Annotated in this window: 20 protein-coding genes; 16 read left to right on the top strand and 4 right to left on the bottom strand. The window is 63.4% G+C overall.

Annotated features, from left to right (window positions below; translation table 11 throughout):
* Nucleotides 1-28 precede the first annotated feature (28 nt).
* From QZ656_RS05965 to QZ656_RS05940, 6 genes are all read left to right on the top strand, one after another.
* The gene (locus QZ656_RS05965) at nt 29-835 is read left to right on the top strand and encodes a biotin--[acetyl-CoA-carboxylase] ligase (RefSeq protein ID WP_291992522.1); all 807 of its coding nucleotides are present in this window, start codon (nt 29-31) and stop codon (nt 833-835) included.
* Nucleotides 832-1,557: a type III pantothenate kinase gene (locus tag QZ656_RS05960; protein ID WP_291992521.1), complete on the top strand. Its 726-nt coding sequence runs from the start codon at nt 832-834 to the stop codon at nt 1,555-1,557. The genes QZ656_RS05965 and QZ656_RS05960 overlap by 4 nt, the downstream gene beginning before the upstream one ends.
* Before the next feature lie 32 nt (nt 1,558-1,589).
* Nucleotides 1,590-1,994, top strand: a complete 405-nt coding sequence (locus QZ656_RS05955) for a DUF350 domain-containing protein (protein ID WP_291992520.1) — start codon at nt 1,590-1,592, stop codon at nt 1,992-1,994.
* A 72-nt stretch (nt 1,995-2,066) separates the two neighbouring features.
* A complete protein-coding gene (locus QZ656_RS05950; protein WP_291992519.1) occupies nt 2,067-3,122 on the top strand; it encodes an SPFH domain-containing protein in 1,056 nt (351 codons plus the stop codon).
* A gap of 44 nt (nt 3,123-3,166) precedes the next feature.
* Nucleotides 3,167-5,071, top strand: coding sequence for a DUF4178 domain-containing protein (locus tag QZ656_RS05945; protein WP_291992518.1), 1,905 nt, complete (start codon nt 3,167-3,169; stop codon nt 5,069-5,071).
* A 19-nt stretch (nt 5,072-5,090) separates the two neighbouring features.
* Nucleotides 5,091-5,240: a hypothetical protein gene (locus tag QZ656_RS05940; RefSeq protein ID WP_291992517.1), complete on the top strand. Its 150-nt coding sequence runs from the start codon at nt 5,091-5,093 to the stop codon at nt 5,238-5,240.
* Between the two features lie 56 nt (nt 5,241-5,296).
* Here the strand turns inward: QZ656_RS05940 and QZ656_RS05935 are convergent, their stop codons facing one another.
* On the bottom strand, nt 5,297-6,532 hold the full coding sequence (locus QZ656_RS05935; protein ID WP_291992516.1) for an HD-GYP domain-containing protein: 1,236 nt from the start codon (nt 6,530-6,532) through the stop codon (nt 5,297-5,299).
* Between the two features lie 119 nt (nt 6,533-6,651).
* Nucleotides 6,652-7,818 carry a methionine adenosyltransferase gene (gene metK / locus QZ656_RS05930; RefSeq protein ID WP_291992515.1) on the bottom strand — a complete coding sequence of 389 codons (1,167 nt, stop codon included), beginning with the start codon at nt 7,816-7,818 and terminating at the stop codon, nt 6,652-6,654.
* Nucleotides 7,819-8,018: 200 nt separating this feature from the next.
* Here metK and QZ656_RS05925 point away from each other — a divergent pair, with 200 nt between their 5' ends.
* The 5 genes from QZ656_RS05925 (at nt 8,019) to QZ656_RS05905 (ending at nt 13,204) form a co-directional block, all read left to right on the top strand.
* Nucleotides 8,019-8,888 carry a lysophospholipid acyltransferase family protein gene (locus QZ656_RS05925; RefSeq protein WP_291992514.1) on the top strand — a complete coding sequence of 290 codons (870 nt, stop codon included), beginning with the start codon at nt 8,019-8,021 and terminating at the stop codon, nt 8,886-8,888.
* A 61-nt stretch (nt 8,889-8,949) separates the two neighbouring features.
* On the top strand, nt 8,950-10,071 hold the full coding sequence (locus QZ656_RS05920) for a glycosyltransferase family 4 protein (protein WP_291992642.1): 1,122 nt from the start codon (nt 8,950-8,952) through the stop codon (nt 10,069-10,071).
* Nucleotides 10,068-10,892: a lipopolysaccharide core heptose(I) kinase RfaP gene (rfaP, locus tag QZ656_RS05915; RefSeq protein WP_291992513.1), complete on the top strand. Its 825-nt coding sequence runs from the start codon at nt 10,068-10,070 to the stop codon at nt 10,890-10,892. The genes QZ656_RS05920 and rfaP overlap by 4 nt, the downstream gene beginning before the upstream one ends.
* Nucleotides 10,893-10,936: 44 nt before the next feature.
* Nucleotides 10,937-11,704 carry a lipopolysaccharide kinase InaA family protein gene (locus tag QZ656_RS05910; protein WP_291992641.1) on the top strand — a complete coding sequence of 256 codons (768 nt, stop codon included), beginning with the start codon at nt 10,937-10,939 and terminating at the stop codon, nt 11,702-11,704.
* Between the two features lie 69 nt (nt 11,705-11,773).
* On the top strand, nt 11,774-13,204 hold the full coding sequence (locus QZ656_RS05905; RefSeq protein WP_291992512.1) for a lipopolysaccharide kinase InaA family protein: 1,431 nt from the start codon (nt 11,774-11,776) through the stop codon (nt 13,202-13,204).
* Nucleotides 13,205-13,247: 43 nt separating this feature from the next.
* On the opposite strand, the gene msbA is transcribed toward QZ656_RS05905, so the two are convergent.
* A complete protein-coding gene (msbA, locus tag QZ656_RS05900) occupies nt 13,248-15,053 on the bottom strand; it encodes a lipid A export permease/ATP-binding protein MsbA (RefSeq protein ID WP_291992511.1) in 1,806 nt (601 codons plus the stop codon).
* Nucleotides 15,054-15,255: 202 nt separating this feature from the next.
* Nucleotides 15,256-17,490 carry a penicillin-binding protein 1A gene (locus QZ656_RS05895; RefSeq protein WP_291992510.1) on the bottom strand — a complete coding sequence of 745 codons (2,235 nt, stop codon included), beginning with the start codon at nt 17,488-17,490 and terminating at the stop codon, nt 15,256-15,258.
* Between the two features lie 404 nt (nt 17,491-17,894).
* Here QZ656_RS05895 and QZ656_RS05890 point away from each other — a divergent pair, with 404 nt between their 5' ends.
* Genes QZ656_RS05890 through pilQ form a run of 5 tightly spaced genes read left to right on the top strand, consistent with a single transcriptional unit; the run spans nt 17,895 to nt 22,799 of the window.
* Nucleotides 17,895-18,980: a pilus assembly protein PilM gene (locus tag QZ656_RS05890; protein ID WP_291992509.1), complete on the top strand. Its 1,086-nt coding sequence runs from the start codon at nt 17,895-17,897 to the stop codon at nt 18,978-18,980.
* Nucleotides 18,977-19,543 (top strand): PilN domain-containing protein, encoded by a 567-nt coding sequence (locus tag QZ656_RS05885; protein ID WP_291992508.1) that lies wholly within the window; start codon nt 18,977-18,979, stop codon nt 19,541-19,543. The genes QZ656_RS05890 and QZ656_RS05885 overlap by 4 nt, the downstream gene beginning before the upstream one ends.
* Entirely contained in the window at nt 19,540-20,220 is a 681-nt protein-coding gene (gene pilO / locus QZ656_RS05880; RefSeq protein WP_291992507.1) for a type 4a pilus biogenesis protein PilO, read from the top strand. The genes QZ656_RS05885 and pilO overlap by 4 nt, the downstream gene beginning before the upstream one ends.
* Nucleotides 20,217-20,735, top strand: coding sequence for a pilus assembly protein PilP (locus QZ656_RS05875; RefSeq protein WP_291992506.1), 519 nt, complete (start codon nt 20,217-20,219; stop codon nt 20,733-20,735). Before pilO ends, QZ656_RS05875 begins: the two co-directional genes overlap by 4 nt.
* A complete protein-coding gene (gene pilQ, locus QZ656_RS05870) occupies nt 20,736-22,799 on the top strand; it encodes a type IV pilus secretin family protein (RefSeq protein WP_291992505.1) in 2,064 nt (687 codons plus the stop codon).
* The last annotated feature ends 31 nt before the right edge of the window (nt 22,800-22,830 follow it).

Below are 22,830 nucleotides of genomic sequence, written 5' to 3'. Positions count from 1 at the left end.
ATATTGATGGCGAGACCGTGGCCCACGAATGAAGCAAACTGTCGATAACTGCCGGATCGATCCGCTCCGCCTGTCTTCCCTGCTTGGTCCGGCGGCCGACCGTTTTACCGTCGAGGCGCTGCCCGAGTGCATTTCGACCAGCACGCTGCTGCTCGAACGTGCCCGCCACGGTGCGCCCTCGGGTTCGCTGCTGGTCGCCGACCGGCAGAGCGGTGGTCGCGGCCGGCGCGGTCGCAGCTGGCTGTCAACGGCCGACGACAGCCTGACCTTTTCCTTGCTGTGGGGCTTCACGGGGGACTTTGCGCGGCTCACCGGCCTGTCGCTGGCGGTCGGCCTGGCGGTGGCGCGCGCCCTGGAGAATTGCGGCGTGCCGCGCGTCGGCCTGAAGTGGCCGAACGACATCCAGCTCGATGGCGGCAAGCTTGGCGGCATCCTGATCGACCTCGAGAGCGGTCGCGAGGGCATGCTGGCGGTGATCGGCATCGGCCTGAATCTGCGCTTGCCGCCTGCCGGCGACGAGGAATTTCTGCAGCGCCCGGCGGCGCTGGCGCAGGTCATGGCGTGCCCACCGGATCGTCACCAATTGCTGGCGCAACTGCTGATCGACCTGGCGGCCGTTCTCGATCGCTTTTGCGACGGCGGTTTTGCCGTCCTGCGGGGCGAGTGGCAGGCGCGTCACGTCTGGCAGGATCGGCAGGTGCGACTGCTCGACGGCGAGCGCGTCGATCGCCAGGGGACTTGCCTGGGCGCCGATAGCGACGGCGCCTTGCTGCTGCAGACCGAGGTCGGCGTCGAGCGCTGCTTTTCCGGTGACGTCTCGCTGCGCGTCGCATGACCGTCGCCATAGACGCCGGCAACAGCCGCATCAAGTGGGCCGTTCACGATGGCCAGCGTTGGCTGGACAGAGGCGTGCAGGCCACCGCCGACGCGCCTGGCCTGGCCGCAGCCGCGACGCAATGGCCGGCAAATTCCCGCGCCGTGGTTTGCAATGTCGCCGGCGCAGCGGTCGGCGAAAGCATCTCGTCGCTGCTCGCCCAGCGCGGCGCCAGAGTCTCGTTCCTGCGCGCGGGGGCCGAGGCCTGTGGCGTTCGCAGCTCTTACGAAATTCCGGAACAACTCGGTGCCGACCGCTGGGCGGCGCTGATCGGCGCGCGCGCCGTCTGTGACAGCGCCTGCGTGGTGGTTTGTGCCGGCACGGCGACGACTGTAGACCTGCTCGACGCCAACGGCGTCTTCGCCGGCGGGCTGATCCTGCCCGGCTTCGAGCTGATGCGCGCGGCGCTGGCGCGCAACACCGCGCAGCTGCCACTTGCCGAAGGCGTCTTCAGCGAGCAGCCGCGCAATACCATGGACGCCATCGTCAGCGGCTGCCTGCACGCGCAATTGGGGGCGATCGAACGGATGTTCAGCGGCATCGCCGCCGCGCCGGGAGCGCTTTGCCTGTTGACCGGCGGTACGGCGCCGCGTCTGGCACGGCACTTGAAGATCCCCTTCCAGTTGATGGACAATCTGATTCTCGACGGACTGCTGCGCTTTGCCGCGGCACCTGGCAGCTGAAGTTCTCGGCAGCTGCCGACAGGAGACGCCACATGCCTACGCACTTGTTGGCCACGCTGCCGGCCTTTCTGGCGTATTTCGCCGTCGCCATCGTCCTGTTCGCGCTGTTCCTGCTGATCTACGTGAATGTCACGCCGTATCACGAGCTGACGCTGATTCGTGCCGGCAATACGGCGGCCGCGGTCAGCCTGGCCGGCGCGCTGCTCGGCTTTGCCATGCCGGTGGCGAACGTCATTGCGCATAGCGATACGCTGATCGGTCTGGCGGCCTGGGGGGCCATTGCCGGCGTCGTCCAGCTGCTGGCCTACCTGGTGATGCGCCTGGCGCTGCCGCAGCTCCATCACGACATCCCGGCTGGCAAGATGGCGCCAGCGCTGCTGCTCGCCGTCGTCTCGCTGACGGTTGGTCTGATCAACGCCGCCTGCATGACTTACTGATCGCTTCTGCCGTCGGCGCTGCCCTGCCAGCGCCGACGTCGGCTCATCAACGCTCGACTTCAGGAGATCGCCATGGCCCTCATGGATTTCATCAAGAAACAGTTCATCGACGTCATTCAATGGACCGAGGACGGCGACGGCGTTCTTGGTGCGCGCTATCCGATGCAGGACTTCGAGATCCAGTATGGCGCGCAGCTAACGGTGCGCGAATCGCAGCTGGCGGTGTTTGTCAATGAAGGTCAGGTCGCCGACGTCTTTGGCCCCGGCTTGTACAAGCTGACGACCAGGACCTTGCCGGTGCTGACCTACCTGAAGAACTGGGACAAGCTTTTCGAGTCGCCCTTCAAGTCCGATATTTACTTTTTCTCGGCGCGCCTGCAACTCGACCGCAAGTGGGGAACGTCGAATCCGATCACCATCCGCGACAAGGACTTCGGGATGGTCCGGATGCGTGCCTTCGGCATCTATTCGTACAAGCTGGTCGATGTGAAGAAGTTCTACAGCGAGATTTCCGGGACGCGCGAGCAATACACCGTTGAAGACCTCGATGGGCAGTTGCGCAATCTCGTGATCGCTTCGATGACCGACCTGTTCGGTGAGGCCGGCGTCCCGTTCATCGACATGGCCGCCAACCAGGAAGAGTTCGGGCGAACGCTGAAAGGCAAACTCGAACCGGTATTCGATCGCTACGGGCTGGCACTCGACAGTTTCGTCGTGCAGAACGTCTCCTTGCCCGAAGAGCTGCAGAAGGTGCTCGATACGCGCATCGGCATGAACATCATCGGTGACCTCGGCCGCTATACGCAGTACCAGGTGGCAAGCAGCATTCCCCTGGCGGCACAAAACGAAGGCGGTATTGCCGGCATCGGCGCCGGCCTTGGCGCCGGCCTCGGCATTGGCCAGACGATGAGTACGGCGATGGGCCAGGCGATGGTGGCCGGTGGCGGCGTTGCGCCGCCGGCCGCCTCAGCAGCGCCAGCAGCGGCGGCCGCGTCGGCAGTCGCCGCAGTCAGTGCCGACGAGCTCGTGGCGACGCTTGAGAAGCTGCACGCTCTGGTCGGCAAGGGCATCGTCTCGCAAGCCGAGTTCGACGCCAAGAAGGCCGAGCTGCTGGGCAAGTTGGTTTGAGCCGGCGTGCCCGTTAGGGCAGCGACGGCTCCTGCTACCTGGTCGTGAAACGAGCCAACTGTCCGTCCTGCGGCGCGCCGGTCGTTTTCCGGTCGCTGGCGTCGATCTACGTCGTCTGCGAGTTCTGTCACAGTACGCTGCTGCGTGCTGGCGAGGATTTGCAAAACCTCGGGCGGATGGCCGATCTGCTCGAAGACTCGTCGCTGATCCAGATCGGCAGCGCTGGTGTATTTCGCCAGCGGCATTTCATGGTCATCGGTCGTATCCAGTTGCAGTACGAGTCGGGGCTGTGGAACGAGTGGCACATCGTCTTCGACGACGGGCGCAGCGCCTGGCTTGCCGAGGCAGCTGGCGAGTTGATGGTCAGCGCGCAGGTGCTGGCCAAGGATCCGCTACCGGCTTTCGAGGACCTGGCGCCGGCGATGGAGTTGCAGCTCGACGGCCGTAGCTTCACGGTCACCAATCTCGAACGCGCGCGCTGCATTTCCGGCCAGGGTGAGCTGCCGTTTCGCGTCGCTGCCGGTTACGACGTCAATAGCGCCGACCTGCGCAGCAGCGATCGCTTCCTGACCATCGACTACAGCGAGGTGCCGCCGCTGCTCTTTGTCGGCCAGCAGGTCGCTTTCGCCGACCTGCAGCTCGAGCAGCTGAAACAGCCCGCTGATCGATCGAGTGGCGGCGCGTCGCCGGTCGCCGCGCGTTCTTTCAACTGTCCGCACTGCGCGGCGCCGCTGCGCATCCATTCGCCAGCGATCGCCAGCGTCGCTTGCGACGCTTGCGGCTCGATCATCGGCGTCGACAACGAGAACGTACAATTGCTGGTCAGCGCCGCACAGGCCTTGCGCGAAGTGCCCTGGTTGCCGCTCGGCAGCTTGGGCACCATCGGCGGTGTCGAGTGGGAGGCGATTGGCTTCATGCGCCGCAGTACACGTTCCGAAGGCATCGATTACCCGTGGTCGGAGTACCTGTTGTTCAACGCCTCGGAAGGCTTTTCCTGGCTGATCGAATACCAGGGGCACTGGAACTTCGCGCGTACGCTCGCCCGCCCGCCGGCGGTCGCGGAAGGGCAGACCAAGTTCAGCCGCAGTGGGCAGGAGTTCAAGCTGTTCAATAGCGGCACGGCCGAAGTGACCTACGTCGTCGGCGAGTTCTACTGGCGGGTGGCGCTAGGCGACAGTTGCCGCGTCGACGACTACATCTGCCCGCCGCTGATGCTGTCGCGCGAGCTGACGGCCAGCGAAGTCAGCTGGTCGCAAGCCGAGTATCTGGAGCCCGCCGATCTCTGCGCCGCTTTCCGGATCAAGGAACGCCCACCGGCGCGCATTGGCGTCTATGCCAACCAGCCGAATCCTCTGGCCGAGCGGCATCGGCGGGTTTGCAGCGTTTTCTGGAAGCTGGCTTTGACGGCCGTGGTCGTCCAGTTGGCGTTTGCCTTTCTGTTCGCTTCGCAAGTGGTGCTCGAACAGCAACTGGTGTTTTCGGCGCTCAACGAGGAAGCGACGCTGCGCAGCCAGGACTTCGTCCTGAGCAGCCGCGCGCGCACGCTGTTGGTACGCCATGGCACGGATCTCAACAACAACTGGCTATCCTTGAGCAGTACCTTGATTGAAAAGAACACCGGCGAAGCCTACACGGGTGTTCAGGAAATCAGCTTTTACTCGGGCTCGTCAGGTTCCGAAGGCTGGTCCGAAGGGTCGCCATCGGACGAGATGGTGTTCAGGGCGATACCGCCGGGGACCTACTACCTGGTCATCGATTACGAACTCGGCAGCGACCGACGGGCGGCGGTGGTCGACACGCTGGCGGTCGTTCGCAATCCGGCCGCGTGGTCGAACCTGGTGCTGGTGCTGGTCTTCCTGGCGGTCTTCCCGCTGTTTTCGCGTTGGCGTTGGAATGCTTTCGAAGCACGGCGCTGGAACGAGAGCGATCTCGCCGGCGACGACGACTGAGGGGCAGGGCGAGAGGCGCGTGATGATCAAATTCAACTGGCTTGCCGGCGTGCTCGCGCTACTTCTTTTCGCCAATGCCCAGTATCAGGGCTGGAGTCTCTTTGCCAGCGCCGCCAGTGCGCAGGCGGCGCGGGTGGCGGGGAGCAGCGGCCGCAGTTTCCACAAGTAGGGAAGGCGTCGCGGCGTCGCTCCACGGAGCCTTCGTCGACAGTGAACGCGCGCCAGTCAGCGCCCGGGAAGGCGTAGCCCCGACCAGATCTCGTCGAGATCGGGGAAGTTCCATTTTGCCGGGTCTTCGCGGCTGACGATCTTCTGTTGACAACCGGTGCGCGCCAGGTCGACGATTTCGGGCTTGATCCTGGCCTTGGCCCGCGTCGAGAAGAAAACCTTGACCCGCGGCGTCAGCAGCGCGCGGCGTTGCTCGATGACCACCCCGAGGCGACCGCAACTGAGCAGAACCAGCGAGCCGACCGGGTAGATGCCGATGCTTTTGACAAAGGCCTGGAAGACCTTCGGGTCGAAGTGACCGGCGGTCCACTCGGCCATCTTGCGTAGCGATTCGGCGGGGTCCCAGCCGACCTTGTAGGGGCGGTTCGAGGTAATCGCGTCGTACACGTCGCAGACCGCGCTCATCTTGGCGAAGATACTGATCTCCTGATCGTGCAGGCCTTGTGGGTAGCCCGAACCGTCGGTCTTTTCGTGGTGGTGCAGGACGACGTCCAGCGCCACGGCGTCTACGCTGCTGGCGTGCAACAGCAGGCGATGCCCCTCGGCCGGGTGCGACTTGATGATCACGAATTCCGCATCGGTCAGTTTGCCCGGTTTGTTGAGGATTTCGAGCGGTATCGTCGCTTTGCCCAGGTCGTGCAGCAGGCCGGCGATGCCCGCCGAGCGCGTCTGTGCGTCGTCGAGGCCAAGCTGTCTGGCGAGGGCGATCATCAGTGCGCAAACAGCGACCGAATGCATGTAGGTGTAATCGTCAGCGGTCTTCAGGCGCGCCAGGCTGATCAGGGCGTCGGCGTTGCGGCTCACCGAGTCGGAGATTTCGTCGACCAGTCGTTGCGCGCCAAGCGTGTCGACGGCTCGACCCAGGCGCGCTTCCTCGAACATCAAGCTCACCGCCCGTCGCGAGCTGGCGACGATTCGTGCCGCGCGCGTGAATTCCACGGTGCTCGGCACGCGCCCAATCTGGCGTCTGGCGTTGGCCGCCTGCGCCAGCTCGGCGTCGACCTGCGTTGCCGATTCGGCGATCGAAACGACGACCGCGCCGAGTGGCAGGTCGAGGCCCTTGCTGGCGTCGATCCAGACTTCCCGGATGCTGCTGGCGCGGATGCTGTCGATGTCCCTGGCGTCGCTGATGACGAAGGACGAGCGCCAGAAGGGATGTTCCATCCACGAGCCGCAGAACTCCTTGAGGTACATGCCCACGGCGAGTTGTTCGACGCTGATTCGCTTGAGCATGAGCGTGTCGCTACCGCGGCGCCAAGGGTGGAGGAGTGGCCAGTCTATACCGCCGCGCGTCGGCACGACGAAAAAAGGGGCCGCAGTGGCCCCTTTCCTTGTCCCGGCGAGGCGAAAGTCTAGAGGCCCGCTTCGGCGCGCAGCAGCGCCGCCTTGTCGATTGCTTCCCAGGTGAACTCGGGTTCGTCACGGCCGAAGTGACCGTAGGCGGCGGTTTTCCGGTAGATCGGCCGCAGCAGGTCGAGCGATTGAATGATCCCTTTCGGACGCAGGTCGAAGTGCTTGCCGATCAGGTCGACGATGACTTCGTCGTCGACCTTGCCGGTGCCGAAGGTGTTGACCATCAGCGACACCGGTCTGGCGACGCCGATGGCGTAGGCGACCTGCACTTCACAGCGGTCAGCGAGGCCGGCGGCGACGATGTTCTTGGCGACGTAGCGCGCCGCGTAGGCGGCCGAGCGATCGACCTTTGACGGATCCTTGCCCGAGAACGCGCCGCCACCGTGCCTGGCCGCGCCACCATAGGTGTCGACGATGATCTTGCGGCCGGTCAGACCACAGTCACCGTGCGGGCCACCGACGACAAAGCGCCCGGTCGGGTTGACCAGATAGCGGGTCTTGCTGCTCAGGATCTCCTGTGGGATGACCGGCTTGATGATTTCTTCAATCACCGCCTCTTCGATCTGCGCGTGCGAAACGTCCGGGTCGTGCTGGGTGGACACGACGATGGTGTCGATCACCAGCGGCTGGCCGTCGACATAGCGGACCGTCAACTGGCTCTTGGCGTCGGGGCGTAGCCACGGCAGGCGCCCGTCGCGGCGTACTTCGCCCTGGCGCTGCATGATCCGGTGCGCGTAGTGGATCGGCAGCGGCATCAGCGACGGCGTTTCGTTGCAGGCGTAGCCAAACATCAGGCCCTGGTCGCCAGCGCCCTGGTCGAGGTCGATGCCGTGGCCTTCGTCAACGCCCTGAGCAATGTCCGGCGACTGGCGGTTGATCGCCGTCAGAATCGCGCAGCTCTTGTAGTCAAAGCCGATGTCGGAGTTGTCGTAGCCGATGCGGCGAACGGTGTCCTGCGCTATTTCGCGATAGTTGATGTGCGCTTTGGTGGTGATTTCGCCGGAGATGACGACCAGGCCGGTCGATACCAGCGTTTCACACGCGACCCGGGCCCTTGGGTCTTCGGCCAGAATGGCGTCGAGAATGGCGTCCGAAATCTGATCGGCGACTTTGTCCGGATGGCCTTCGGATACTGATTCCGAGGTAAAAAGATGTTCTTTGCTCACGCTTGCTCTGCTCCAAAAAAAACCCCGAAACGGCGGCGTGGCCGGCTCCGGGGGGTGAGCAGACGACGCTTTAGCAGTATTTGCTGGCCGATTTCTCGGTCCAGTCCGCCCTGCAAGTTGTCCTGATTAACTCGGCGGATGGGATAATTATAGTTTTTCTCTTGGCGGCCGGTCAAATCCGGCTACCACAGGATCGTCGAGTGATCACTCTTTTTCGAATTCTCAGTCGTCTGCCGCTTTCCTGGCTGCATGCGCTTGGCAGCGTCCTCGGCTGGCTGACCTGGCTGCTGTCGCCCACCTATCGTCGGCACCTGCACGAAAACATGCAGCTGGCGCTGGGCCCGACCGAGGCCCGGCGAGTCCGGGCGGCGGCCATCGGCGAGGCCGGCAAGGGAATGCTCGAACTGCCCTGCATCTGGCTGCGGCCATTGGCCGAGACTGCCGCTCGGGTGGTCAAGGTCTCGGGCTGGGAGTTGGTCGAAGCGGCGTCGAGGAAAGGTCAGGGAATCCTCTATCTGACACCGCACCTGGGTTGCTTCGAAGTGACCGCACAGTACCTCTCGACGCACGCGCCGATCACCGTTCTCTACCGGCCGCCCCGGCAGGCCTGGCTGCAGACGATGATCGAAGCGGGTCGGGCGCGGGCGCAACTGCATCTGGCGGCGGCCGACCTGTCGGGTGTGCGCAGCTTGCTGAAGGCGCTCAAACGCGGCGAAGCAGTCGGCATGCTGCCCGACCAGGCGCCGCGGACCGGCGAAGGTCGCTGGCTGGACTTCTTCGGCCGACCGGCCTACACCATGACGCTCGCCGCCAGGTTGGTCGACAGCGGTGCCAGCGTGATCATGGTCTGGGCCGAACGCCTGCCCGCCGGCGCCGGCTACCATTTTCACCTGCAAGCACCGACGCAGCCGATTCGCGGCACGATCGAAGAGCGTGCGCTACAGATCAATCAGCAGATCGAGGTTCTCGTCCGCCAGTGCCCGGAGCAATACCTCTGGGGTTACAACCGCTACAAGGGCCGCCGCGGCAGTGAAGCACCACAGCCAGCCGCAGCAGGGCGCCCGGCGTGAGCGGTTTTTCTGGCGCTCGGTGGCGCTCGGCCAGCGCCAGCGACGGCGCGGGAAGCGGCTGATGCAGCTGGCTTTCTGTTTGTACAAGTACTTCCCGTTCGGCGGCCTGCAGCGCGATTTCCTGCGCATCGCGCTGGCCTGCCAGGCGCGCGGCCATGCCTTGCGGGTGTACACGCTGGAATGGCGCGGCGACGTTCCCGACGGTTTCGAGGTGCTGCTGGTACCCGTCAAGGCGCTGACCAATCAGCGCCGCTATGCCCGCTTCAGCAGCTGGGTTGCCGACGATCTGGCCAGGCGTCCCGCCGATCGCGTCGTCGGTTTCAACAAGATGCCGGGTCTTGACGTCTATTTCGCTGCCGATGCGTGTTTCGAAGACAAGGCGCGCAACTTGCGCAATTCCTTGTATCGGCTGTCGGGACGATATCGACATTTTGCGGCCTACGAGCGGGCCGTCTTCGGGCGCGACGCGGCGACCGAAATCCTGCTGATCTCGTCGGCGCAGCGGCCGCTGTTCCAGAGATACTACGCAACCCCGGACGAGCGCTTCCATCTGTTGCCGCCAGGGATCGCTCGCGACCGTCGGGCGCCGCCCGACGCCAGGCAAATCCGCGCCGAGTTTCGTCGCCAGTTTGCTTTGGCCGGTGAGCAGCTGCTGATCGTCCAGATCGGTTCGGGTTTTCGGACCAAGGGGCTGGACCGCAGCCTCAAGGCGCTCGCGGCCTTGCCGCCAGAGCTCGGCAGCCGCTGCCGGCTGATCGCCATTGGCGACGACGACCCGAAGCTTTTCCGGGCGCAGGCGCAAGCCCTCGGGCTGGCCGAGCGGGTCAGCATTCTGCGTGGTCGCAGCGACATCCCGAGTTTTCTGCTCGGCGCCGACCTGCTGATCCATCCGGCCTACAACGAAAACACCGGCACCGTCTTGCTCGAAGCGGTGGTCGCTGGCCTGCCGGTGCTGACCACGGCGGTTTGCGGTTACGCCCATTACATCACCGACGCCGGTGCCGGGCTGGTCGTTGAGGAGCCTTTCGAGCAAACGCGCCTCGATCACATGCTCGCGCAGATGCTTGGCGACGCGCCGGCACGCGCACGCTGGCAAGCCAGCGCGCTGGCTTTTGCCGAGCACGCCGACATCTACAGCAACGCCGAGCGCGCGGCCGACGTGATCGTGAAAGAGCGGCGATGAGCGTCCCCGAGGTCTTTCTCGACGAGCCGTTCCGCTCGCTATGGGCGGGATCCGATCCTTTCGTCGCCGTCGAGGCGCTCGAGGGGACGGTTTTTCGTGAACTCGAGGCGCGCCGAACCTTGCGCAGCGAGATCGCCGGACACGGCTATTTCGTCAAGATCCACCGTGGCGTCGGTTGGCCCGAGATCGTCAAGAATCTGCTGTCGCTGCGCTTGCCGGTTTTCGGCGCGGCGAACGAATGGCGCGCTATCGAGCGGCTGCGCGAACTGGGGGTTGATAGCATGCGTGCCGTTGCCTTCGGCGTGCGCGGTCGCAATCCGGCGCGTCAGCGCTCGTTCATCGTCACCGAAGAACTGGCGCCGACGCTCAGTCTCGAGGACTTTTGCCTGGACTGGCCGAAGCGCCCGCCGGTGCTGGCTCTGAAGCGCGCACTGATCACCGCCGTCGCCCGGGCGGCGAGCAAGATGCACGCCGGCGGTGTCAACCATCGCGATTTCTACATCTGCCATTTCCTGCTACACCTCGACCCGCCACCGACGCCCGAGCACTTCAAGCTGTCACTGATCGACCTGCATCGCGCGCAGCTGCGAGCGAATCTGCCACGGCGCTGGCGAGACAAGGACCTCGCGGCTCTGTACTTTTCGGCACTCGATATCGGTCTGACCAAGCGTGACCTGCTGCGCTTTCTGAGCGCTTATTTTGCCCGCCCATTGCGCTTGATCCTGCGCGACGAAGCGTCACTGCTCGCGCACCTGGCGAGCGAGACGCAGCGTTTGCAGGCGCGTTTCGAACGCAAGGTCGCCGCCGGAGAAATGACATGAGCGGCACCATGAGCGGCGCCATGAGCAGCGCCATGAGCAGCGACATCAGCCGCTGGCGTCTGCGGCCCGAGTTTGCCAGCGGCGAAGTGGCTGCCGCTTTCGGCGATATTGACCGCGTTTTCCAGCTGCAAGGCGAGCAGGTCGCCGGCGATTCGCTGAGCCGCGTCCTGCGCGTCGGAGTGGGTGGCAAGCGCTACTACGTCAAGCGCTACAGTGGCAACGGCAAAAACACGAAGCGTCGCTGGTTCGGCCTGCGGCGTTGGCTCGGCTCGCCACGCGTTCGCGCCGAATGGCGAAACCTGCTGGCTTTTGCCGCCTGGGGTATTCCGACGGCGACGCTGGTCGCCTACGGCCTCGAGCGACGCCTGGGTGCTTTCGTTCGCGGTGCGCTGATCACCGAGGAAATCCCCGATACCCTGGATCTCGCGCAGATCGCCGGCGCCGACGATCCGAGAATTCACGATCGGCGCTGGCTGACGCAGGTGTCGACACAGATCGCCGGCATCGCGCGAACCATGCACGCGCTCGGTTTCGCGCACAATGACCTGAAGTGGCGCAACCTGCTGGTGAATCGTGGACCGTCGCCGACGGTGTACCTGATCGATTGTCCCAGCGGTGCCTATTATCGCGGCGCGGTCCTCGACTACCGGATCATCAAGGACCTGGCGTGCCTGGACAAGCTTGGCAGGGAGCACTTGTCACGTAGCCAACGACTGCGCTTCTATCTGGATTACGCGCAGCACGCGCGCGTTGGCGCTCAGGATCGGAAGCGAATCGGCAAGATCCTTGCTTTCTTCGATGGCCGTGCGTAGCCGCTTGGCGCTCGCTCGTCGCGGCCATGCCGCGCTGGTCGCTCGGCGTCGCTGATGGCGACGATGAGGGTGCCTCAAGCGATCGTTGCGCAAACGCTGCGTGCGGCTGGCCGCCAGCCGTGCTTGCCGTTCTGCATCGATCTGGCTGATGGTCGGCGGCTGCACATGCAGCGCCTGTTGCGCGTCTTGCCGGGCAAGCGAGTGGTCGGCGACGCCGAGATCGATGGCCGCCGGGTCCTCGCCAAGTTGTTTGTCGGGGCTCGCTGCGCCAGGCATTGGCAGCAGGAAGTCGCCGGGCTGGCGGCGCTTCGCCTGGCGGCGCTGCCGACTCCGGAAGTGTTCGCCGCGACGGCGCTGGCCGGCGGTGGCTACGCGCTGCTGACGGCCTTTCTGGAGCCCGCCGAGAGCCTCGCCGAATCCTGGGAGCGTTTGTCGCGGCGGTCGCCGGACGCCGCCGATGCGCTGGCGCTGCTGGCTCCGGCAGTAGCCATGCTCGGCCGCCTGCACGCCGCCGGCCTGGTGCACGATGACCTCCATCTCGGCAATTTCCTGCGCCACGACGGCCAACTGTTCGTCATCGACGGCGATGCCGTGCGCGTCGTCAGTCGCGGCGTCCGCTTGCCGTGGGCGGCGGCCAGCAGCAACCTGGCGGTGCTGCTGGCGCAGTTGCCGCCCGACCGCGATGGGCTGCTGCCGACGCTACTGGCCGCCTATGGCGCTGGCAGCGGGCAACACGCGCCGGACGTGGCGGCCTTGAGGGCGCCGATCGAGAAGGTGCGCGCCTGGCGCTTGCGGGATTTTCTGGCCAAGAGCGTTCGCGACTGCAGCTTGTTTGCCGTCGAGCGTAGCGGCAGCCGGTTCAGCACCGTCCTGCGCGGCCAAGCCGATGTGCTGGCGCCCTTGCTGGCGTCGCCAGATAGCGCGATCAGCGCCGGCGAGGTGCTCAAGGACGGCGGCACCAGCACCGTCGCGCGCGTCGTCGTCAATCAGCGCGCCTTGCTGATCAAGCGCTACAACCTGAAGAATCTACGGCACGCTCTGGGTCGTCTGTGGCGCCCAAGCCGCGCCTGGCATTCCTGGCGTGCGGCGCATCTGCTGCGTTTTTTCGCCATCCCCACACCGGCGCCGCTGGCGCTGATCGAAGAACGCTTCGGGCCGTTGCGGCGGCGCGCCTGGTTGATCAGCGAGTATTGCCACGGCGAGAACCTGCTGCGCCATCTGTCGGCCGACTGCGAGCCACCCGGCGACGAGGCGCGAGCGCTGCTGGCGCTGTTCGCGTCGTTGCGTCAACAGCGAATCAGTCACGGCGACCTCAAGGCGACCAACTTGCTGTGGGACGGCGAACACGTTCAACTGATCGATCTGGACGCCGTCGCCCAACATCGCAGCGCCGCGTCCTATGCCCGTGCCTGGCGGCGTGATCGCGCCCGCCTGTTGCGTAACTGGCCGTCCGACTGTGTGCTGCACCGTTGGCTGGCGCGGCAGTTGCCGGCGGCTTGAACGGGCGCCGCAACGCGGCGGTTTTGCCGGCCGCGGCGGTGCTTCAGGCGCCCGTGTCGGCGTTCGCCTGCTCGCTGAACTGCATGGCATGCAGGCGTGCGTAGTGGCCGTCGCTGGCCAGTAGTTCGGCGTGCTTGCCGCGTTCGACAATGCGGCCGTGTTCCATGACTAGGATCTGGTCGGCTTTTTCGATCGTTGACAAGCGGTGGGCGATGACCAGCGTTGTCCGCCCGCTCATTACCTGGTCGAGCGCGCTCTGGATGTGCCGTTCGGATTCGCTGTCGAGCGCCGAAGTGGCTTCGTCGAGAATCAGGATCGGCGCGTCCTTTAGCAAGGCGCGGGCAATCGCCAGCCGTTGCCTTTGGCCGCCGGACAGCATCACGCCGTTTTCTCCGACCATGGTCGCGAAGCCCTCGGGCAGGCGGTTGATGAATTCGCTGGCAAAGGCGGCTTCGGCGGCGGCTTCGATCGCCACGCGTGGCGCGCCGGACAGGTCGCCGTAGGCAATATTGCTGGCGACGGTGTCATTAAATAGCAGCACCTGTTGGGTGACCAGCGCCATGTGGCGGCGCAGGTTGCGCAAGGTGAACTGCTCGACGTCGACGCCGTCGAGCAGAATCTGGCCGGCATCATGATGGTAGAAGCGTGGGATCAGACTGGCCAAGGTCGACTTGCCGCTTCCCGAGCGCCCGACCAGCGCCACCAGTTGCCCGGGTTCGATGGTGAAGCTGACCTGGTCGAGCACCTGCTGCGAGCTGCCGGGGTAGGTAAAGCTGAGATCCCTGACTTGCAGATGGCCGCTGACGCGATCGATCTCGACGGTGCCGAGGTCGGGTTCCGATGGCTCGTCAAGCTGCGAAAAGATGCTCTCGGCGCCGGCCAGGCCTTTCTGAATCGTCGCGCTGACTTCCGAAAGCTGGCGAATGGGTTTTGGCAACATGCCGGCGGCGGTGATGTAGGCGACCAGATCGCCGGCCGACGCATCGCCGCGCAGCAGCAGGACCAGCGCCAGCACGGCGGCCATCGCGCTGAAGGTGACCAACTGCAGTGCCGGCGTGTAGGTGGCGCTGGTCTTGACCATGCGCAGCTGCCGGGCGGTGTTTTCCGCGCTGGCCGCCGCGAAGCGTGCCGATTCGTAGTTTTCGCCACCGAAACTGCGCACCACCCGGTAGCCCTGGATGGTTTCCGAGGCGACGTGCGTCAGGTCGCCCATGGTCGCCTGTATTTTCTGGCTCTGGCGGCGAAACTTGCGGCTGGCGCGAGTCACCATCAGGCCGATGATCGGCAGGATGGCGACCATCACCAGCGTCAGTCGCCAGTTCATCCACAGCAGATAGGCGAACAGGAAGATGACCGACAGTCCTTCGCGAATCACCACCTTGATGGCATCGGTCGCGGCACCCGTGACCATCGTCACGTTGTAGGTGATGCGCGAGATCAGATGCCCCGAGTTGTGCTGGTCGAAATAGCCGTTTGGCAGGTGCAGCAGGCTGTCGAAGAGCGCCCGTCGGAGGTCGTTGATCAATCCCAGCGAGACCCTGGCCAGGTAGTAGTTGCCGAGGAAGGAGCCGATTCCCTGCCAGCTGATGACGACGATCAGCAGCAGCGGCACGCCGTAGACCACTTCCAGGTCGCCGGTCAGCGGCGTCGCCTGCCGAGTGACGCTGGTCGGTTCATTCAGTTCGTCGACGAAGTACTTGAGAATCCCGGCCATCATCGGTTGTGACGAGGCGAAGATCATGTAGCCGAGCAGGCTGATCGCGAACATGCCGACAAACGGCCTCAGATAGCCGAGCAGCCGGAAGTAGATGCGCAATGAGGAAGCAGGCGGGGGGCTTGCGGAGGGCATTCTCAGGGGGAGTTGCAGCGGGAAGTTCTGATGGCGGAGTTTAGCACGCCGTCTCGATCGCCCCTGGCGCGCAAGTCTGCTCGTACGAAACTCGAGCGCGAGCGTGCCGGGCAGCGGTGAAGATCGTGGCGCCACCCCTTACCCCAGCCAGTAGACGGCAGGTGTGCGTACGCGTAGCGGCTTGAAGCGCCGCTACGCGAGTTCAGTCCTGAGCCGGGATGCTGTCGTCGACGGGCGGCTCGGGCTCCATTTCGGCCGGCGCGTTTTCCTTGTAGAACAGTTCCAGCGCAGGGCCCTTGCCGTGGTTCGGAATGGCCACCGAGACGATGCCGTCGGGAGTCGGCAGGAATGACTCCGGGACGCCCTGCAGAGCCTTACCCATATAGCCAATCCACGTCGGCAGCGCCGCCGAGCCGCCGGTCTCGCCCTTGCCGAGATTGCGCGGCTGATCGTAGCCAATCCACGAGCAGCCGACGACGGTCTGCTGGTAGCCGCAAAACCAGGCGTCCACGTAGTCATTGGTGGTTCCTGTCTTGCCGGCCAGATCGCGGCGTTTGAGGGTCGCCGAGGCGCGGGCGCCGGTGCCATAAATGGTCACGTCGCGCAGCATGCTGTCCATCAGGTAAGCATTGCGGGGGTCGATCACGCGCAGGCGCTCATCGCCAGCGGTGGTCGGCGCTGCCTGCGCCAGGACCTGCTTCTTGTCGTCCTGGATCTGGCTGACGATGTAGGGCCTGACGAGGTAGCCGCCGTTGGCAAAGACCGCATAGCCGGCGACCAGCTGCCAGGGCGTTACCGAGCCAGCGCCGAGCGCCATCGTCAGGTAAGGTGGATGTTTTTCGGCGTCAAAGCCAAAGCGGGTGACGTAATCCTGGACAAAGCGTACACCGCTCGCCTGCAGGAGGCGGATCGAGACCATGTTCTTCGATCTCGCCAGAGCGCGGCGAATGCGCATCGGTCCCTCGTACTTGCCGTCATAGTTCTTGGGTTCCCAGGCCTGGCTGCCGGTAACCGTCGCCGGGAAGCTGATCGGCTCGTCGTTGACCACCGACGCCGGCGTGAAGCCTCTTTCGAGGGCGGCAGAATAGATGAATGGCTTGAAACTCGACCCGGGTTGCCGCCACGCCTGCGTGGTGTGGTTGAATTTGCTGCGGTTGTAATCGAAACCGCCGATCAGTGCGCGTATCGCACCATCGCGCGGATCGGCGGCCAGGAAAGCCGCTTCGACCTCGGGTAGCTGGACGATACGCCAGCCCTTGTCTTCATCGCCCTGGATGCGAATGATCGCGCCCCGGCGGAGGCGCTTGTTGGCCGGCGCCTTGTCGTCGATCATGCGTGCCGCGAACTTCAGCCCGTCACCGCTGAGCGTCACGATTTCGCCTCCGCGACGGTAAGCGCGGATCTTGCGGCTGTCGGCTTGCAGCACGATCGCCGGATGCAGGTCTTCGGCATCGTGCAAGTCCTGCAGCAGTTCCTCCAGGGCCTCATCCTGTTCGGACTTGATCGCGCCGAGATCGACGTAAGCCTCGGCACCTCGGTAACCGTGCCGGCGGTCATAATCCAGGACGCCTTTTCGGACGCTGGCGTAGGCGGCCTCCTGGTCGTCCTTGAGGATCGTCGTGAAAACCCGCAGGCCGCGGGTATAAACGTCTTCGGGGAAGCGCTCGGCGGCAATCTGACGCGCCATTTCGCTGACGTACTCGGCATGGATCGGCTTCTCGCTGGCTTCTCGTTTGATCACCAGCTGCTGATCCACCGCCGCCTCGTATTGTTCGTCGGTGATGAATTTCAGCTCGTTCATTCGTCGCAGGACATACTGCTGGCGCAGACGGGCGCGCTTCGGCCTGGCTATCGGATTGTCTGCTGACGGCGCTTTCGGCAGCCCGGCAAGCATCGCTGCCTCGGCAATCGTCAGCTCGGCGAGAGGTTTGCCGAAATAGGTCTGGGCCGCGGCGGCAAAACCGTAGGCCCGTTGGCCGAGGAATATCTGGTTGATATACAGTTCGAGAATCTGGTCCTTGCTGAGATTGTGCTCGATCTTGAACGACAGCAGTGCTTCGTAGAGCTTGCGCGTATAGGTCTTCTCCGATGACAGAAAGAAGTTTTTGGCCACCTGCTGGGTAATCGTCGATGCGCCCTGTCGTTTGCCGCCGCCCACCACGTTGGCGTACAGTGCGCGCAGGATGCCAAGCGTATCGACCCCCCCATGTTGATAGAAGCGCTCATCCTCGGCCGCCAGGATCGCCTGTTTCATGATCGCTGGAACCTCGTCGATGCTCACCACCGCACGTCGCTCCTCGCCGAACTCGCCCATCAGGTAGCCGTCCGCGGTGTACACCCGCAGCGGAATCTTGGGTCGATAGTCGGTAAGAATCTCCAGCGACGGCAGATTCGGGTAGGCCAAGCTGAGGACCACGGCCATAACGGCCAAGGCCATCGCGGCCAGGCCGACCACAACAATGACGGGATATAGCAAGTAGCGGAGGGCGGTAGACAAAACGGCATCCGGGACGAGAGTCAGATCCCGGTATTATATTAGTCCGGCTGCGAAAAGGCGCGAAGATCGACGCTGTCGCCGCTCCCTCGGCAGCCGCAGCCCCGCAGGTATCGCCGAGCCTAGGCACTGAACCCTGGCGGCGGCGTCATGCTGGACATGGGCGGTCATTGAAAAAAGGCATTTCGGGGGAGGGCTGAGCGGGCGGGTGAGTAGCGTGCTGGCTGTTGCAGTAGGCTGGAGAAATTGCTTTACACGCTGGGAGCTTGTTGCTAGCATCTAAAGTAAAATGTCTATAAGTACGCTAACTATAAATTATTGAAGGGTTTTTTGGCGGGGGTGGTGATTTGCAGCTTGATCTTTCGATCTTTAATCCCAAGGCGCGCTCCCTGATCGGTCTCGATATCAGCTCGTCGTCGGTCAAGATGGTCGAGCTGGCCCGCGACGCCAAGGGAGCTTACCGCGTCGAGCGTTACGCCATTGAGGTCTTGCCGAGGGACGTTGTTTCCGATGGCAACATCGTCAACCTCGAGGTGGCGGCGGAGTCGGTAAGGCGGGCGTGGAAAAAGCTCGGGACCGCCACCAGGCAGGTGGCCATCGCCCTGCCGGCGTCGCACGTCATTACCAAGAAGATTATCGTTGCCGCCGGGCAGCGCGACGAAGAACTGGAAGTGCTGGTCGAGTCGGAGGCCAACCAGTACATACCGTTCGCTCTCGAAGAGGTCAATCTTGACTTTCAGGTCGTCGGGGCGGTGCCGTCGTCACCTGACGAGATCGAGGTGCTGATCGCGGCGTCGCGCAAGGAAAAGGTCGAGGATCGTGTCGCCGTAGCGGAATCAGCTGGCCTCAAGCCGGTGGTCCTCGACGTCGAGTCCTACGCCGTGCTGGCGGCTTTCGAACTGATCGAAAAGCAGCTCGCTGACGGCGGCAAGGGGCAGATCATTGCGCTCATCGACGTTGGTGCCAACGTCATGAACCTGACCGTCCTGCGCGATGGCCAGCAGCTTTACGTTCGTGAGCAGGCTTTCGGAGGCAACCAGCTGACGCAGGATGCCGCTCGCCTTTTTGGGATGACCTTCGAGGAGGCCGAGGCGGAAAAGCGCCGCAACACGCTGCCGGAACAATACCAATCCGAGCTCTTGCGGCCTTTTCTTGATGCGATGGCTCTGGAGTTGTCGCGAGCCCTGCAGTTCTTCTTTACCTCGACGCAGTTCAATCAGATCAACCACATCGTTCTCGCCGGGGGCTGCGCGGTCATCGCTGGCGCCGACGAGGTCGTCGCCGCTCGTACGCAGATCAACACCATAATTGCCAATCCGTTCGCGGACATGCTGCTTTCCGATCGCGTTGCCCTTGTTGAAAAGAGGCTCCTGGCTGACGCGTCGTCGTTGATGGTTGCCTGCGGTCTGGCGTTGCGGAGATTCGACGAATGATACGCATCAACCTCCTGCCGCACCGTGAAGAGAAGCGGCGAGCGCGACGGCAGCAGTTCTACGCATTGTTGGGGCTGATCGCGGTTCTTTCGGGGCTGATCGTCTTCCTGGTGTACTCGGTGATTTCGGGCTATATCGCTACCCAGGACGGCAGGAACGACTTTCTCAAGCAGGAGATCGCCGTCCTCGACAAGCAGATTGACCAGATCAAGCGGCTCAAGGAGCAAAGCGACGCCTTGATGGCCCGCAAGCGAATCATCGAATCCTTGCAGCGCGACCGGGCAGAAGCCGTTCGCTTGTTGAGCGAGCTGGCCAAGCAGATGCCCGAGGGGGTATACATACGCTCGCTGAAACAGGTCGGGCAGAGCATCAGTCTGATAGGCTACGCGCAATCCAGCGCCCGGGTATCGACGCTAATGCGCAATATCGAAGCATCGCCGTGGCTTGAAAAGCCTCGCTTGATAGAGATCAAGGCGGTGATTGTTGACAAACGTCGTCTCAACGAATTCAGCATGAACGCTTCTCTGAAGAGGGCTGTAGCTGGCGAAGGGGGGCAGAAATGAAGACACCCGCTCTTCCGTCGGTCGATTTCAGGGAGATCCTCCGCGATTTCCAGAATCTCAATCCGCAGGATCCTGGCGCCTGGCCTTTGGCGCCCCGCGTGTCCGTTCTGGTCGGCTTGTTTGTGCTCATCTTGGCGGCTGGTTGGTGGTTCGTCTGGGCAGACGAACTCGATTCCCTGGCGAGCAAACAGCAGGAAGAGCTGAAGCTCAAGGATCAGTTCGTCGCCAAGAAGAAGCAGGCGGTCAATCTCGACCTGTACGTCCAGCAGTTGGATGAAATCGATCGCTCCTTCGGTGCCCTGTTGAAGCAGTTGCCCAACAAATCCGAAGTCGAAGCCTTGCTGGTGGAAATCAACCAGGCAGGGATGGGGCGCGGCTTGCAGTTCGATCTGTTCAAGCCCGGTGGAGAACAGGTCAAGGATTTCTATGCCGAACTGCCCATCAATGTACGTTTGACAGGCACCTACCACGATTTCGGTGCTTTCGCCGGCGACATCGGCAAGCTCTCGAGAATCGTCACCCTGAACAACATTTCCATCGTTGCCGACGCCAAGGGCAAAGGCGGAACGCTGGTCATGGATGCGGTAACCAAGACCTTCCGCTATCTGGACACGGAAGAGCTGGCGGCGAAAAAGAAGGCCGCCCAGGAAGCCGCGAAGAAGGGTGGCAGGAAATGAGCAGACTCCTTGCCGCACTTCTTGCCAGCGTGTTTCTGGTCGCCTGCGCTGGTGGCGACCATGACGATGTTCGGCAGTGGATGAGCACGGCGGCGCAGGACGCCAAGGGCAAGATTCCGCCGCTGCCGGTTGTCGAACCCTACGAGCCGGTGGCCTACGACGTCGGCGACCTGCTTGACCCGTTCAAGCCGGCCAAGCTCGGGTCGGATGCAAAAACGGGCGGCGGTGGCTTCAGACCAGACCTCGATCGGCCGAAGGAACCATTGGAGCTCTATCCCCTGGAATCGCTGAAATACGTCGGCGTGATGACCAGGAAGAAGGCTTCGTATGCCATCATTCAGGCCGAAAGTGCCTTGTACCAGATCAAGGTGGGCAATTATATGGGGCAGAATTTCGGGGTAGTGGTCGATATTTCCGAGTCCGAGGTGACGTTGCGAGAGCTTATCCAGGATTCCGCCGGTGATTGGGTGGAGAGGACGAGCAACCTGCTGTTGCAGGAAAAGGGAGCGAAGTAAATGAAGCAGATCGGAAAATACTTGCTCGGCCTTGTCGCCGCGGCGCTGTCTGTGCTGGCGACGGCAAACGCGCAGGAAGTCGCGGCCAATTCGATTGAGTCACTGAACGTCGTTCAGCAAGGGCAGGTGCTCAACGTCAAGCTTACCTTCAAGGAGCCCTTGCGCGCCTTGCCGCCAGCCTTCAGCGTCGCCAAGCCAGCGCGCATAGCCTTCGATTTTGCGAATACGACCAACGGCCTCGGCAAGACCAGCCAGACGTTCAACGAGGGCGATCTGAAGAGCGCCAACATCGTTCAGGCCGAAGACCGCACGCGCTTGGTCCTCAACCTGCAAAAGGCGATGACCTACGAGGCGTCCATAGACGGCAAGAGCCTCGTGCTGGCGCTGGTGCCGAGCGCACCAACGCAGGGCCAGGCGGCGGTGGTCGAGCACTTCGCCAAAGCGCAGCCGGCAGCAACCGAAAACAGCATCCGCGACATCGCCTTCCGACGCGGCAAGGATGGCGAGGGACGGATTACCGTCGACCTGAGCGACGCCAATGCCGGCATCGATATTCGCCAGCAAGGGTCAAATCTGGTGGTCGACTTTACCAACGTGAGCGTCCCCAGCGCACTGCGCAAGCGGCTCGACGTGACCGACTTCGGGACGCCGGTGCTGACCGTGAATACGGTTCAAAAGGGTGCCAACGCGCGCATGACGATCACCCCGAACGGGCTGTGGGAGCACAACGCGTATCAAAGCGACAAACAGTTCGTGATTGAAGTCAAACCGATCATCGAAAATCCCAACAAACTGGTGCAGGGTACGCGTGGCGGCTATCAGGGCGAGAAGCTGTCGCTCAACTTCCAGAACGTCGACGTCCGTCGCCTACTGCAGGTGATCGGCGAGTTTACCGGCATGAACATGGTCGTCAGCGACTCCGTCGGCGGTGCGATCACGCTGATTCTCAAGGACGTGCCGTGGGATCAGGCGCTGGACATCATCATGCAGCAGAAGGGCCTGGACATGCGCAAGAATGGCAACGTCATTCTCATTGCGCCGCGCGAGGAAATCGCGACCAAAGAAAAGCTTGATTTCGAGTCGAGAATTCAGATTGGTGACCTCGAGCCTCTGGTCACCGAAAGCTTCCAGATGAATTACATCAAGGCCGACGCGATTCAGCGACTCCTGGCCGACCCCAAGCAGCCCTTGCTCTCCAAGCGCGGCAGCGCCGTCGTCGAGGAGCGCTCGAACATCCTGTTCGTCAAGGACACCCCGAGCCGTCTGGATGAAGTTCGGGCGATGATCGCCAAGGTCGACATCGCCGCCCGGCAGGTGATGATCGAGGCGCGCATCGTCGAAGCGGGCGACAGTTTTGCGAAGAACCTCGGCGTGCGCCTCGGTTGGCGGCAAACCTTCCCCGACGGCGCGGTCAGGATCGGCGGTGACAGCACGGCGATCAGCGGCAACCTCGACATGGGCGGCACGTCGGTCAACCTGCCGGCGACGCCGCGCACCGGCGTTCCCGGCAGCCTTTCCTTCCTGCTCTTCAATAGTGCGCTGACGCAGTTTCTCACCGCTGAAATCACCGCCCTCGAAGCCGATGGTCGCGGTAAGGTCATCTCCAGTCCGCGGGTGATGACCGCCAACCAGGTTGAAGCGATCATCGAGCAGGGCGTCGAGATTCCTTATCAGCAGGCGACCAGTTCCGGCGCGACCAGCGTCTCCTTCCGGAAAGCCAACCTGTCGTTGAAAGTGACGCCGCAGATCACCCCGGACGGCAAGATCGCGATGAAGCTGGACGTCAACAAGGACACTCCGAACACCCGTCTCTCTACCGGTGCTGGCGTCGCCATCGACACCAAACACGTCAAGACCGAGGTTCTGGTCGAGAACGGTGGCACCGTGGTGATCGGCGGTATCTACACGCAGGAAACGCGTAACAACACCACCCGCATCCCGTTCTTTGGGGACCTCCCCTACATCGGCTTCCTGTTCAAGAACCGGGAAATCATTGACGACAAGACCGAGCTTCTGGTCTTCATAACTCCCAGGATCGTTGCCGAGAACCTATCGGTGCGCTGACCGGGCCGTCGCGAAGAGGCCGGCGACGAGC

The sequence above is a fragment of the Candidatus Accumulibacter sp. ACC003 genome (assembly GCF_907163085.1).
In the GTDB taxonomy this organism is placed as follows: domain Bacteria; phylum Pseudomonadota; class Gammaproteobacteria; order Burkholderiales; family Rhodocyclaceae; genus Accumulibacter.
The sequence above is the reverse complement of the archived record's forward strand: the minus strand, read 5'-3'. Positions and strand labels throughout refer to the sequence as shown.